The sequence below is a fragment of the Methylophilus sp. 5 genome (assembly GCF_000515275.1).
Classification (GTDB): Bacteria; Pseudomonadota; Gammaproteobacteria; order Burkholderiales; family Methylophilaceae; genus Methylophilus.
Genome location: NZ_KI911560.1, coordinates 1,330,728 through 1,344,092, shown reverse-complemented (window position 1 = coordinate 1,344,092; position 13,365 = coordinate 1,330,728). Strand labels below are relative to the sequence as shown.

The window sequence follows — 13,365 nt, the reverse complement described above, 5'->3', positions numbered from 1 at the left end:
ATTACCCTCTCAACCCGGCAAGATAATCACGCACGCTGTGCCAATATTCCGGTTGGCGAAAACACAGATAAATAGCCACCAGCACATTGACTGCCGCTGTAATGGCAAACAATTGCGGAATGCTGACACCCATGCCAAACAGCAACACCGAAAATCCGGCCGACAGCACCATAAACAAGGCATTCATAATATTGTTGGCCGCAATTACGCGTGACTGATACCCGGCCTCGGCGCGGCTTTGCAGCAATACATACAATGGCACGATATACAGGCCGCCACTCACCCCCAGCAAGGCCACATCGAGCAACATACGCGCATAATCAACGCCGCCCAGCGTATGCAAACTTAAGACTGGATTAGCCAATAACTGTTGCTGGATACTACTGGTGGTCGTGGCGAAATCCCAGGCAAATAAGGACATCCCTGCCGCCCCCAACATGACCAGGCCCAGTTCCTGTTTGCCTTTGGACAGTTTTTCACACCAGATCGAGCCCACGCCCACACCAACCGAGAAAATTGACAACAGGCTGATAAAATCGCGCTCGCTACCCTGCAACACATTTTTCGCCAGGTTAGGAAACTGCGCCAGCAAGGTCGCACCAAAAAACCAGAACCACGAGATCGCCACAATTGCCACCCACAAGGTCTGCTGTGCCCAGAATGTGCGCACATTCTTGATGGTTTCAGTGATCGGGTTCCAGTTAATTTTCATCTCTGGCACCGGCGCGCGTGACAATGGAATACCACGGCTCAGGTGATAGCCTGAAATAGCCACCAGCAATACACTCAAGCTGGTAAACAAAGCATGTTGCTCTAAACTACCCAACCAGGCACCCAGCACCTGCCCCAGCAAAATAGCCACAAAACTACCCATTTCAACCAGCCCGTTACCCGCGGTCAGCTCATTAGGCTGTAAATGCTGCGGCAAATAAGAGTACTTTACCGGGCCAAACAAGGTGGAATGCACGCCCATTAAAAACAATGCCAGCGCCAGCATTAACAAACTGCGACTTAAAAAGCCAATGCTGGCAAACAGCATGATGCAAATCTCCAGCACCTTCACCAGCCGGATAATCTGCGATTTTTCATACTTGTCTGCCAATTGTCCGGCCGAAGCCGAAAACAGAAAAAACGGCAAAATAAACAGGCCAGGCAGCAAGGTCGCCAATGTTGCGCCGTCCAGCGTGGTCAGGCTGGCAGTGTTAAACGCCACTTGTGTAATGAGGGCAGTTTTAAACACATTGTCATTAAAAGCGCCTAACCCTTGTGTCCAAAAAAAAGGGCCGAAGCGTTGCTGACTCAGTAAGTTGAAAGGGTTACTCATGCTGCTTGCTCCGCCATTTGCTTCAATGTCACATAATCTGTTTTGCCCGTGCCCAGCACAGGGATCTGCTCAACCACGACCAATTTACGCGCAATGGCGATTTCAGGCGCACCGAGGTTTTTGGCCACAATCTGCAAGTCTTCGCGTTTGAGTTTGGCATCGGTGGTAAATAACACGATGCTTTCACCGCGACTAGCATCGGGCACGGTCGTCGCGGCGTGTTGCTGCTCTGGCGCTGCCGTGTTGGCAATTTTTTCGACCACCTCAAGCGAGACCATTTCACCAGCCACTTTGGCAAAGCGCTTCACGCGGCCTTTGATGTGAATAAAGCCTTCTGTATCCACTGCAACCACATCACCCGTCTCATACCAGCCCTCTTGCGGCGCGACCAGCACCCCCGGGTTTTCGTACAAATAATAGCCCTGCATGATGTTGTCGCCCTTCACCGAGAGCAGGCCGCCGTTTTCAATGCCGGGGATGGGCGCAAGCTTATACTCAATGCCTGGAAAAAACTGGCCGACACTGCCATTGCGGTTAGCCATCGGCGTGTTGGCGGCAACCACCGGCGCGCACTCAGTCGTGCCGTAACCTTCTAAAATACGGATACCAAATTTTTCGTGATAAATTTTGCGTACTTCTTCGTTGAGCTTTTCTGCCCCGGCAAACACCACGCGCAATTTATAAAAATCATACGGGTGCGCATACTTGGCGTAATTGCCCAAAAACGTGCTGGTGGAGAAAAACACCGTGCAGCCTTTGTCGTAAATCACTTCCGGGATCAATTTGTATTGCAGCGGTGATGGAAACAGCAGCAGCGGGATGCCGTTTAATAAAGGCAATAATGCACCAGTAAAGCCAAACGCATGAAACAGCGGCAAGGCCATCATGAACTTATCTGCCGGGCTAAAATCCAGCGTTGCCAGAATCTGGTGCGTGTTGGCCAAAATACTTTTATGGCTGTGCACCACGCCTTTGGGCTTGCCTTCCGAGCCAGAGGTAAACAATATCACCGCGGTATCTTCCGCCGTGGCGGACTCCATGGCCGCACGTGGGTAATGCAGCGCATAGCCCATCAACCAGGCGCGGTCCAGCATGCCAAACTGGCCACGCAAGTCTTCCAAGTAAACGATATTCAAATCGCTCATTTGCGCGATCGTGTCTTCCAGCTTGGCCGTTGCAATAAATTTGCGCGAACTGATCACGGTGCGAATATTAGCGGCCACACAGGCATTGCGCATGCCATCTGCCCCGGCGGTATAGTTCAGCATGGCCGGGATTCTTCTAAAAGCCGTCATACCCAGTACCAGCGCCATGGTGTTGGTAATATTAGGCATCAACACGCCGACCGCCTCATTAGGCGCACTGACTTTACTGGCAATTCGCCCCAACGCCAGGCTGCGCTTAAGCATCTCCTGATAGGTATCTTCTACCTGATTGAGGTCTTCGATAATGCGGGTTTTGGCGCCATATTTGTCCATGGTATCGACAAAGGCCTCAAACAGCGTTTTGCTTTGCTGTGTTTTAAACAGCATGTGCTGCATGATATTGCGCATGGCTTCGCCTGCAATGCGACGGCGTTGCTTGGCGCTCAACGGCGCATGATGCCCGTGCTGCTCAATGCGGATCTCAGTCGTGGGCAGAATTTTCAGGGTCACGCGCGGCAATAATTTACGCGGATGTGCATCAGATAACCGGCCAAAATAAGACTGAGCGGCGCCTTCAACCCGCACCGGCAAAATTTTGACCCCGGTTTTAGCCGCCACAAATCCAGGGCCGTCATACACCTTCATCAAGGCGCCGGTCAGGGTAATGCGCCCTTCAGGGAAAATCACCACGTTTTCACCTGCGTTTAAGCGCTGTACCACTTTTTTCATGGCCAGCGGGCTAGCTGGGTCAACAGACAAATGCGGCGTCAGCTTTAACCACCAGCGAAAAAAAATATTTTTTAGCACGCCGGTATGTACGACAAAGGTCGCGCGCTTGGGTAAAAACAAGCCTAACAGCAAGCCATCCAGAAAAGACTCATGATTGGCAATAATCAACAGCTTGTCTTCCTGCGGTACATTCTCCAGCCCGGTCACGCGCACACGAAACAACAGACGACACACCGCCCTTAATACACTCACCAGCATTGTTTGCTCCCCATTAAATTCTTTTTTATATTTCGTCTTTGATGTAATCAAGCACATTTTGTAGCGCTTGCTGCATCAATGATTTATTGACCCAAAAATAGACCTCGCGGCCGATTTTCTCGCTCTGCAGCGCACCGCCGCGCTCCAACACTTTTAAATGATGTGTCACTGCGGTGCGACTCAGTTGCGAACTCTCAACGACTTGCAAAATCGTCAGCCGCTCGTTTTTTTCGAACGATAGCAAAATCCGTTGCCGGTGGGCATCACCCAGCGCAACGAAGAGCTCTGAAATAGCGTTCCAGGGTTCTGGAACTTGGATCACTGTTTTCATATAACTATATAATTAGTTATTTAGTTTGTTTTGTCAAGCACCATCATACAAGACAATCATGCGCATGGATTAGTCTGTGCTTCATCAAAGCATCATCCAACGCCAATGCCTGCCCCGCTACACTGCAATGCCTTATGTCGAGGAGTGTGAGATGTTACGCCTGTCAGTATTATCCTGTTTGCTGGCCTGTATGCCGCTAGCTAGTCACGCCAGTGCACAAATCAGTCTGGCAAACACGAACTGCTCCGGGGATATGGCGCTGTCATCAGGCAGCGGCATATCATTAAGCTGTACAGGCAACTTAAGCCTGGATGGCGGCTGGCTGAAATCTGACAGCCAAATATCACTATTTGCAAGTGGTGACCTGACACTCAATAACCTTAGTCTCTACGCGCCGGAAATCACTTTATCGAACTTGACCGGCAGCCTGACAATAGGCAGCAACGTGCTCTTCGACATCACGCACACGCTAGCACTCACCAGCGGTGCCACCCCTATAGACAGATGGTTGCCGCGTCCGGTGATTGAATGGCAGTCATTTGATATAGGCTTGAATTCAGGCGCCGTCATCAGCGTGAGTAACAGCACGAGTGCTACTCAGCAAACCATCGCTCACAGGCCAGCGCTGGCAGGTAGCCTAGTACTCACACCCGCACAAAGTCAGATGTTCATCCATGAATCGCGGATCACTTTGATCAACAGCGCAGGCATCAATGTTTCTGCGGTGCCGGAACCTGATAGCTATATGATGATACTGGCGGGCTTAGGGCTTAGGGCTGATGGCTTGCAGGCGCAAGTCAAAAAATTAGCCAGCGCAGGCTGAAAGATGTGTTTGCAGTAGGCTGAGCATAGCGGCATCGCCCGACTGATCAGCGCTAAAGGCAGTCAAACCTGATGCACGCGCCTGCTCGGCAATGCGTGCATGATTAACAAATAAAGGTGTCACTTTTAACCAGTCAGCCTCACCCGCCAGTGCCAGCAAAAAGCGCAAGGCCTCGGTGCTGGTAACGACAATGCCGTCTAAGTGACCTTGGGCATAGGCCTGCTGCAACAACTGGGCATTATTTTGCGGATTCACGCGGCGATAGCATTCACCGAACACCACCTCTGCGCCACGCTGCTTTAAGGTGTCGGCTAACACTTCACGCCCACCCACGCCACGTACAATCAGCACGCGCTGCTCTTGCATGTGTTGCAATGCAGGTAGCGCCAGCAAGGCTTCACTATCAAAGCGTTCACGCGGCGTCAGCACTTCTGCGATGCCGTAGCCTTGCAAGCTGGCGGCGGTCGTTGGGCCTATCGCGGCAAATTTAAGCGCGGGCGAAATACCCGCCTGCTGCAACAACGGCATGCCATATTGCACGGCATTGGTGCTGATAAACACGGCCCAATCAAACTGGCTAAGCGGCGTGACCGCTACATGAAAATCGATTAAGTCCTCCAGACCTTTGATATCCAGCAACGGAAAGGAAATCACCGCGCCGCCTGCAGCCGTGATCGCCGCAGTCAGCTTGGTGGCTTGCTCGGGTGGCCGCGTGACCGCGATATGCACCCCGGCCAAGGACAAGGTCATTTCACCCCATCCAAGGTCGCCAGAATTTTATCGGCACCACGTGCCACCAGCTTCAGCGCCAATTGCTGGCCTAGTTTTTCTGCCTCAGCCGCATGGCCGGTGACGGTTTCCTTGAGCATCTGCTTGCCATCGACGCTGGCGACAAAACCTTGCATGGTGATGGTGTCACCTTGTTTGGTGGCGTAGGCGCCCAGCGGCACCGTGCAACTCCCTGCGAGCGCACGGCTGAATCCTCGTTCAGCTTCCACGCACAATTGAGTATCCACATGATTCAACGGCGCCAGCACTGCCATCAGGTCACTGCGGTCAACATTGATTTCGATGCCCAATGCTCCCTGACCCACGGCCGGAATACTCTCTGCCGGACTAATAAAACTTTTGATACGATCACCCAAATCCAAGCGAATGAGCCCAGCTGCCGCCAGGATAATCGCAGCATATTGGCCTTCATCCAGTTTGCGCAAACGGGTTTGCACATTGCCGCGCAATGATTCGATTTTTAAATGCGGAAAGCGCGCCTGTATCTGGCTTTGGCGACGCAAGCTGGAGGTGCCAACCACACTGCCTTCTGGCAACGCTTCCAGACTGGCATAGTCGTTAGAAACAAAGGCATCGCGCGGGTCTTCGCGCTCACCGGTCGCGGTCAACACAAAGCCGTCTGGCAAATGCATAGGCACATCTTTCATACTATGCACGGCTAAATCGGCACGGCCATCCGCCAAGGCGTTTTCAAGCTCTTTAACAAACAAGCCCTTGCCGCCTATGCGTGACAGCGGTGAATCCAAAATTTGATCGCCCGTGGTGGTCATGCCTAAAATGCTGACCTCGCATTGCGGATACAGCGCTTGTAATCTGGCTTGAATATGCTTGGCTTGCCACATAGCGAGAGCACTCTCGCGTGAAGCAATCACCAGCGTGGCAGGTGGGTTTAGTGTACTCACAACGATGTTACCTATGATGAATTTAGCAGTGTATTTTAACACGTCATCGCCAGACTTCTGCGGGTATCCCATGGTGTGTTCAGATGAACCTTTTGCTCCACAAGGCCGTCGGATTCAGTTATGCTGACACCTGCATAGCAACCCGAAGTGGCTAGAAAAGTCGCTATTCAACGATAAATATGGAGGACTATCCATGCAATACCAACTCGAAATTTTCATCTCTTCCCTTAATCAGTTCTGGGTCGAATTGGTCCATTTTGTACCCAAATTGCTCGCTGCCATGGTGATTTTATTTTTTGGCTGGCTGGTGGCCAAGGCGGTCAGATTAGGCGTGAAACGCATTCTTGAGATTTCGCATTTTGACACTTTTGCACAAAAATCCGGCCTCGAAGCCTTTATGCGTAGCGCCAATTACAAAGTCACGCTGAGTGGCATCATCAGCCAGGTTGTGTATTGGCTGGTCATTTTGCTGTTTGTCATCACTGGCGCTAATTCGCTGGGCCTCACCGAGGTTGCCTCGTTGCTTAAAGAGCTGGCCAGCTACTTACCCCATATTATTGTCGCGATTCTGGTGGTGATTTTTGGCACGCTGTTTGCACGCTTTATTAACCGGCTGGTGTTTGCCTGGTTGCATAGCATCAAGTTTGAACAAGCACTCATTATCAGCACCTCGGCTGAATACTGCATCCAGATTCTGGCGATTTTTATTGCGCTGGAGCAACTTGGCATCGGCATGCAACTGATCCACTCGCTGTTTGTGATTGTATTTGGTGCCGTATTTTTGGCGCTGGCCATTGCCTTTGGCTTGGGCGGCCGAGATTGGGCGGCCAAAGTGATTGATCAGGCACAAAAGAGAAAATAGTGAAGATTAAGGTCGCCGCTAGGCGGCCTTAATCACATGCTGGTGGCGCCGGCTCACGACTAATGTGTCCGCGACCCCTTTGATTAGCACCACCCACACCGTTTCTCCGGCCTCTTCGCCCTCAGTCACCCGTTGCTTTTCAAAACCGCTAATCGCCGTGCGCGCCACCAACGCGTTGCGGTGAATGCGCACAAACTGGGCGGCATACGTTTGTTCAAGTTGGTTGAGTGAGGTTTCCAGCAAATAGCTTTTGTCGCGTGTGCGCACCGTCACGTACTTCAACTCGGCACGAAAATACAACACGTCTGCCAGCGCAATCAGTAACACCTTGCCGCGCTCTTGAATGCTCAGATGATCATGCGTTTGTTGCAAGCTTTGTAATGCCTGCGATTGCATTTGCTGCAAAGGCCTGGCCTTGGCTAACGCCGCCGCCAACCGCTCACTGCGAATCGGTTTAAGCAAATAATCAATGGCGTTCAGCTCAAACGCCTGTACCGCATAATGATCATACGCAGTAGTAAAAATCAGCTTGGGTGGTTGTGGCAAGCCGCGCAAATGCTGCGCCAACTCAATGCCATCCATTACAGGCATGCGGATATCCACCAGCACAATATCCACTGCAGCATCTTGCAGCAACCGCAGCGCCTCCACGCCATTGGCCGCTTCACCGGCCACATCATAACCACCCACGTCGCCGACCAAATCGCGCAAACGCTGTCTGGCCAATGGCTCGTCATCTACAATGAGCAAACGCTGGTTAGCCATGCACAACCTCGGACAGCGGACGCGTTGGAATCACGATTTCTACGATGTAACGCTGGTCGGCCTCATATTGCCGCAATTGCGCCTCCAGGTCGTAGTGCAGTCGCAAACGCTCACGGATATTTTTAAGTGCCATTTTATTGCCGCCAGACTTGTCACTGCGTGGCGGCAGCGGATTGCTGATACGCAACAACAAACTCTTGCCGCTAATGTTGATTTCAATCACCACCACCCCGCCCTGCGATTGCGGCTCTATCCCGTGATATACGGCGTTTTCCAGCAAGGGTTGCAGAATCAGTGGCGGAATCATCATCTCGGCAGGAATATCAGCCAATTGCCAGTCACATTGCAGCCGCTCGTCTAAGCGTAGTTTTTCGATATTCAGGTATTGCTGGCACAGGGCAATTTCTTGTGACAACGGCACCAGATCGCGGTTATCCGCCATCAATACGCGAAACAATTCGGCCATATCTTCCAGCGCCGTTTCAGCCCGTTGCGGCTGGCTGCGAATCAGTGACAAGGCGGCATTCAGGCTATTAAATAAAAAGTGGGGACGGATACGTGCCTGCAAGGCCTGCAAACGTGCCTCGGCAATCGCAGGCGAATAAGCACGTTGCAATAAGTCTAAATAATACAAACACACCAGCACATCGGCCACGCACAACAGCATTACCTGCCAATATTGTGCGGCGCTCAATGGCGCAATCCAGCGCTGGTAACCATAGCTGGATAATGCAGTGATGCCAATCGCCAGCAAAAACAGGGCGGCCAAGGCTTGTCGGTAAGGCCAGCGGCTAATCATAGGGTAAGCAAGGGTGAGTGCGCCCATCACCAGCAACAGGGGGGGCAACCACTGGCTGCCAATGCGCGCCAGGTCACTAGCCCACAATGCTGCATTCCAGCCAGACTGGCCGTCATAGACAGTGAGCAAGGCTAGCAAACACAGATGCAGCAGCAACACACGTAAGTGTATGCCCAGATTGCGAAAATTGGGGATGCGGCTACTTTTACGCACGGCGTGATGTTCGTTTATAATGTCGTGCCAGCATCATAAGTATTAAGTGCCACTGGCGCAAGCACGCGCTGTGCGTCCTAATTTCTGGCAGAAAGAATTTTGTTTTGACAACGTCCAACCCCAATACACAGTCATCTTTGCACCAAAAAGACCAAGCCTGGTCTGGCCGCTTTAACGAGCCAGTGGCCGAGCTGGTCAAACGCTACACAGCGTCCGTCGATTTCGACAAGCGCCTGGCCACATTCGACATTCAAGGCTCGATTGCGCACGCCACCATGCTGGGCGCACAAGGCATTATTTCGGCGCAAGATGTAGCAGACATCAAACGTGGCTTGAGTGAGATTCTGGCCGAGATTGATGCCGGCCAGTTTGAATGGCTGCTGGACCTGGAAGATGTGCACCTGAACATTGAAAGACGCCTGACCGAAAAAATCGGCGACGCCGGTAAACGTTTGCATACTGGCCGCTCACGCAACGACCAGGTAGCCACCGATGTGCGCCTGTGGTTGCGCAGCGTGGTCGATGACAGCATTGCAGGCATCCGCGCGCTGCAAACCTCGCTGCTCGATTTAGCCGAGCAACATGCCGCCACCATCATGCCAGGCTTTACCCATTTGCAAGTGGCACAACCTGTGACCTTTGGTCATCACCTGATGGCCTATTTTGAAATGCTCAACCGCGATGCCGAGCGCTTTGCCGATGCGCGCAAGCGTATCAACCGCTTGCCATTAGGCGCCGCCGCACTGGCAGGCACCAGCTACCCAATCAAACGCGAACTGGTCGCTGAGTTATTAGGCTTTGACAGCGTGTGCCAAAACTCGCTCGATGCCGTGTCTGACCGTGATTTTGCCATTGAATTTAATGCAGCGGCCTCATTGCTCATGATGCACTTGTCGCGCTTTTCTGAAGAGTTGATTTTATGGATGAGCCCGCGCTTCGGCTTTATTGATATTGCTGACCGTTTCTGTACCGGTTCCTCCATCATGCCACAAAAGAAAAACCCTGACGTCCCAGAGCTGGTGCGTGGCAAAACCGGCCGTGTTTATGGGCATTTAATCGGCCTGCTCACTTTAATGAAAGGCCAGCCACTGGCCTATAACAAAGACAACCAGGAAGACAAAGAGCCCTTGTTCGACGTCGCCGACACCTTGCTGGTGACCTTGCAGATTTACGCCGATATGCTGCGCGGCATTACGGTGAAAGCCGACAATATGCGCCAGGCCGCACTCGAAGGCTTTGCTACCGCGACTGACCTCGCCGACTACCTGGTGAAAAAAGGCATGCCGTTCCGTGATGCCCACGAAGTGGTCGCTCACGCCGTGAAAGCCGGTGTGGAATCAGGCCGTGACCTGGCCGAGTTCAGCCTGGCTGAACTGCAAGCCTTTAGTAACACCATCAGCGACGACGTCTTTGAAGTGCTCACACTAGAAGGCTCCGTCGCCAGCCGCAACCACACCGGCGGCACCGCGCCAGAACAAGTGCGCCGCGCCATCGCCCAAGCCAGGCAACAATTAGGCAGCTGATGACCCACAGCCACCATCAACCGAGTAAGTGCAAATCATACCCGGTGATGATGGGGCTGCTATTAGCCTTCAGCCTATTGGCGAGCCAGCCAACACATGCAGCGCTTGGCATCGCCAACCCCAAACACGAACAAGCCATGTTGTGGCCGCTATTGCCCGGCGAAAGCGTCAACAGCCTGGCCGCCAAACTCTACCCGCAAAGTCCGGTGCTGCAACAACGCTTTGTGCAGCAATCCATTACCTTAAGCCGCAGTCGCGGCATTTTGTTGCGCCCAGATGAACGCAGTGACACCGCACAACTCATCGCTGTGCCCAATGCACAAACCCTACATACCCTCACGCACCGGATTAAAAAAGCCGATGAAGTCGATACTGAGGCTTTTGTCACACCGGGCCTGGTGATGAGTGTGCAACTTACGCAAGAAGCACAGCAAACATCTTCAAGCTGGCATTTGCCTGCATTGAGTCTGCCAAAAGAAGTCTCGTTAAAAGGATATTCTTTTTCTGTGGGGCATTTGACGGGACGGATTGCCGCCTTAAAGACCCATGTATTTGAGACTTATGAGGCTAATGCTCGGGCAATTGCGAGGACGCCAGTGAGGAAGCTTTATCAGGCACCACAGTTAGCGGTAATTGTAGCGAGTGCGATTTTGTTGCTGGTGTTGAGTTTGGTTTGGGGTGTTTTGGAAGAGCAGCGGGATAAGCGGTAAGTCTTTTGTAGCCTACTCAAATGAGTGTCACTCTTAATTGCTGGATAGCTGGATTAATGAATCATTTATTTCGCCTTTAGGCGACCGTTCTTTCTTATGCTTGTCCATAAGAAAGAAGGCAAAGAACAAGACACCCTAGCTTCCGCTTATTTCCTGCGTTGCTCATCAGCATGGGCGGCCAACGAAACTCGCCCTAGCGGCTTGCAAACAACGCAAGCCACCGCGGAACTCAAACAGCCGCTGGCCGAATACTCCCACGCTGATTGCGCTACTCGGCGCGTCAGATAGGGGCCCGTTAACCCCACCACGCTGGGAATTCAGTAGAGCCTGTTAAATTCAGGGCGCTAGATAATTTTGTACTTCAAAGCTGAAACTCCCAATCATTGGGTTTTTCTCGATAATCGGCGCGGTAGGCAATGCAAAGAATCTCACCAAAGGGCAAGCGTGTGGTTTTATGGGCCCCTATCTGCCGCGCCGAGTAGCGCAGCCAAAACAAGGAAAAAGGGAGCGACTGTTCGAGTCCCGCAGCAGCTCACGTATTTTGTGAGCTGCCAGGTCGAGTTTCGTGACCGCTTGTTTTGGAGAGCAACGCAGGAAATAAGCGGAAGCTAGGGTGCATTTCTTTTGGTTACTTGTTCTTTGGGCAAGCAAAGAAAAGTAACTCGCTGTAAAAGCGAAAAGAAACATCACAAACAACCACAACCGCGTGGACATCAATACTCACCCTACGACTACCAATTAAAGAACAACCTTTTATTGCAATCACACCACGCCAGAATGACAACAAAAGAAGAGCTCACCCCTATTCCGGCAAAAACATCCCCAATAACTCATTCAAAAACCGCTGCCCCTGCAACGTCGGTGCAATCACGCCCCCCTCCTGCTGCAACAATCCCTTTTGTTGCGCTTCCAGCAACTGTGCCTGAATAGCGCGTAATGGCAATCCCGTACGCTGCTGAAATAACTCAGCCTCCACACCATTCACCAAGCGCAACGCATTCATCATAAATTCAAACGCCAAATCTTCACGGCCAATCACCCACTCGCTATCCACCGCCTGCCCTTGTGGTGCAGCTTCCAAGTAGCGCTTCGGGTGCTTATGCCGACTCTGGCGAATAATCTTGTCGTGAAAGCTCAATTTAGAATGTGCGCCAGCACCAATGCCCAAATAATCGCCAAACGTCCAGTAATTGAGGTTATGCACACACTGCTGGCCCGGCTGGGCAAAGCCTGAGGTTTCATAGTGCTGGTAGCCATGGCTGCCGAGCACCTTTTCGATTTCTTCCTGCATGGTGGCGCTGGTATCGTCATCCGGCAAACTCGGTGGCGTGCGGTGAAATGGCGTGTTGGGTTCCAGCGTCAGGTGATAAAACGACAAATGCGCCGGTTTAATCTGGCAGGCAGTTTCGGCATCTTTCAATGCGTCTTCCAGCGTTTGCTCCGGCAATGCATACATCACATCCAGATTCACCTTATCAAAGGTATTCAACGCCAATTCAGCCGCAGCAAACGCCTGCTCACGGTCATGAATACGCCCCAGGGCTTTTAGATAATTTGGCTGAAAACTCTGAATACCCAGTGAAACCCTGTTCACGCCTGCATCGCGGTAACCCTTAAAGTTGGCGACATCTACCGTGCCAGGGTTAGCCTCAAGCGTTACCTCCGCACCATATTCTAACGGCGTCAGCATGCGCACATGGCTCAGAATTTTATCAATCGCTTCAGCTGAAAAAATGCTCGGCGTGCCGCCGCCAAAGAAAATACTGCGAATTTTGCGCCCCCACACCAGCGGCGTGGCTTGTTCCAAGTCAGCAATCAGTGCATCCACATACGCCGCCTCTGGAATCTCCTGCCGCGACTCATGCGAGTTAAAGTCACAATATGGACATTTGCGCACGCACCAGGGAATATGGATATATAGCGAAAGCGGCGGCGGATTGGTGAGGCCACTTAATGTGATTTCACCTTGTAAGGGCGCGTCTTTGAGACTATTGGCGGGATAAATCGGGATCATGCCGACATTTTACTCGCAAAGAAGACTTGAAAGATTGAGGATCACGTCAAGCCAACCACATCATGAGGTTCATAATCACCCAAATTGACTATTGACGAAACTTTTTAAAATGAATTAACTTAATACCCTTGTCAAAATTCTCAATATTTATAAAAGAAGTTGGCAACACGATTATTAA

Annotated in this window: 12 protein-coding genes; 4 read left to right on the top strand and 8 right to left on the bottom strand. The window is 51.9% G+C overall.

All coding sequences use genetic code 11. From position 1 onward, the window contains the following. Position 1: 1 nt before the first annotated feature. The 3 genes from METH5_RS0106335 to METH5_RS0106325 are packed head-to-tail and all read right to left on the bottom strand — an operon-like array spanning position 2 to position 3,787. Positions 2–1,324 (bottom strand): MFS transporter, encoded by a 1,323-nt coding sequence (locus tag METH5_RS0106335; RefSeq protein WP_029147713.1) that lies wholly within the window; start codon positions 1,322–1,324, stop codon positions 2–4. Further along, positions 1,321–3,456 (bottom strand): bifunctional acyl-ACP--phospholipid O-acyltransferase/long-chain-fatty-acid--ACP ligase, encoded by a 2,136-nt coding sequence (gene aas, locus METH5_RS0106330; protein WP_029147712.1) that lies wholly within the window; start codon positions 3,454–3,456, stop codon positions 1,321–1,323. Before aas ends, METH5_RS0106335 begins: the two co-directional genes overlap by 4 nt. A gap of 25 nt (positions 3,457–3,481) precedes the next feature. Then, positions 3,482–3,787: a helix-turn-helix transcriptional regulator gene (locus METH5_RS0106325; RefSeq protein ID WP_029147711.1), complete on the bottom strand. Its 306-nt coding sequence runs from the start codon at positions 3,785–3,787 to the stop codon at positions 3,482–3,484. Between the two features lie 151 nt (positions 3,788–3,938). Here METH5_RS0106325 and METH5_RS14810 point away from each other — a divergent pair, with 151 nt between their 5' ends. Continuing rightward, positions 3,939–4,610, top strand: a complete 672-nt coding sequence (locus METH5_RS14810; RefSeq protein ID WP_232410960.1) for a PEP-CTERM sorting domain-containing protein — start codon at positions 3,939–3,941, stop codon at positions 4,608–4,610. Here METH5_RS14810 and METH5_RS0106315 read toward each other — a convergent pair. Further along, a complete protein-coding gene (locus METH5_RS0106315; RefSeq protein ID WP_029147710.1) occupies positions 4,593–5,360 on the bottom strand; it encodes a uroporphyrinogen-III synthase in 768 nt (255 codons plus the stop codon). The two genes, METH5_RS14810 and METH5_RS0106315, sit on opposite strands and share 18 nt — an antisense overlap. Then, positions 5,357–6,307: a hydroxymethylbilane synthase gene (hemC, locus tag METH5_RS0106310; RefSeq protein ID WP_088177799.1), complete on the bottom strand. Its 951-nt coding sequence runs from the start codon at positions 6,305–6,307 to the stop codon at positions 5,357–5,359. Before hemC ends, METH5_RS0106315 begins: the two co-directional genes overlap by 4 nt. A 187-nt stretch (positions 6,308–6,494) precedes the next feature. Between hemC and METH5_RS0106305 the strand changes: the two genes are divergently transcribed. Next, the gene (locus tag METH5_RS0106305; protein ID WP_029147708.1) at positions 6,495–7,163 is read left to right on the top strand and encodes a hypothetical protein; all 669 of its coding nucleotides are present in this window, start codon (positions 6,495–6,497) and stop codon (positions 7,161–7,163) included. Positions 7,164–7,181: 18 nt separating this feature from the next. Here the strand turns inward: METH5_RS0106305 and METH5_RS0106300 are convergent, their stop codons facing one another. Continuing rightward, positions 7,182–7,928 (bottom strand): LytTR family DNA-binding domain-containing protein, encoded by a 747-nt coding sequence (locus METH5_RS0106300; protein WP_029147707.1) that lies wholly within the window; start codon positions 7,926–7,928, stop codon positions 7,182–7,184. Beyond that, entirely contained in the window at positions 7,921–8,940 is a 1,020-nt protein-coding gene (locus METH5_RS0106295) for a sensor histidine kinase (protein WP_029147706.1), read from the bottom strand. The genes METH5_RS0106300 and METH5_RS0106295 overlap by 8 nt, the downstream gene beginning before the upstream one ends. 104 nt (positions 8,941–9,044) lie before the next feature. Between METH5_RS0106295 and argH the strand changes: the two genes are divergently transcribed. Both argH and METH5_RS0106285 read left to right on the top strand, forming a co-directional pair. Continuing rightward, positions 9,045–10,463, top strand: coding sequence for an argininosuccinate lyase (argH, locus tag METH5_RS0106290; RefSeq protein WP_036307674.1), 1,419 nt, complete (start codon positions 9,045–9,047; stop codon positions 10,461–10,463). After that, a complete protein-coding gene (locus tag METH5_RS0106285) occupies positions 10,463–11,173 on the top strand; it encodes a hypothetical protein (RefSeq protein ID WP_232410959.1) in 711 nt (236 codons plus the stop codon). Before argH ends, METH5_RS0106285 begins: the two co-directional genes overlap by 1 nt. A gap of 802 nt (positions 11,174–11,975) precedes the next feature. Here the strand turns inward: METH5_RS0106285 and hemW are convergent. After that, positions 11,976–13,187 (bottom strand): radical SAM family heme chaperone HemW, encoded by a 1,212-nt coding sequence (gene hemW, locus METH5_RS0106280; RefSeq protein ID WP_029147703.1) that lies wholly within the window; start codon positions 13,185–13,187, stop codon positions 11,976–11,978. Between the last annotated feature and the right edge of the window lie 178 nt (positions 13,188–13,365).

Excerpts from the sequence above, each read along its gene's own strand:
- METH5_RS0106335 (WP_029147713.1), bottom strand. The coding sequence starts at position 1,324 with ATGAGTAACCCTTTCAACTTACTGAGTCAGCAACGCTTCGGCCCTTTT.
- aas (WP_029147712.1), bottom strand. The coding sequence starts at position 3,456 with ATGCTGGTGAGTGTATTAAGGGCGGTGTGTCGTCTGTTGTTTCGTGTG.
- METH5_RS0106325 (WP_029147711.1), bottom strand. The coding sequence starts at position 3,787 with ATGAAAACAGTGATCCAAGTTCCAGAACCCTGGAACGCTATTTCAGAG.
- METH5_RS14810 (WP_232410960.1), top strand. The coding sequence starts at position 3,939 with ATGTTACGCCTGTCAGTATTATCCTGTTTGCTGGCCTGTATGCCGCTA.
- METH5_RS0106315 (WP_029147710.1), bottom strand. The coding sequence starts at position 5,360 with ATGACCTTGTCCTTGGCCGGGGTGCATATCGCGGTCACGCGGCCACCC.
- METH5_RS0106305 (WP_029147708.1), top strand. The coding sequence starts at position 6,495 with ATGCAATACCAACTCGAAATTTTCATCTCTTCCCTTAATCAGTTCTGG.
- METH5_RS0106300 (WP_029147707.1), bottom strand. The coding sequence starts at position 7,928 with ATGGCTAACCAGCGTTTGCTCATTGTAGATGACGAGCCATTGGCCAGA.
- METH5_RS0106285 (WP_232410959.1), top strand. The coding sequence starts at position 10,463 with ATGACCCACAGCCACCATCAACCGAGTAAGTGCAAATCATACCCGGTG.
- hemW (WP_029147703.1), bottom strand. The coding sequence starts at position 13,187 with ATGATCCCGATTTATCCCGCCAATAGTCTCAAAGACGCGCCCTTACAA.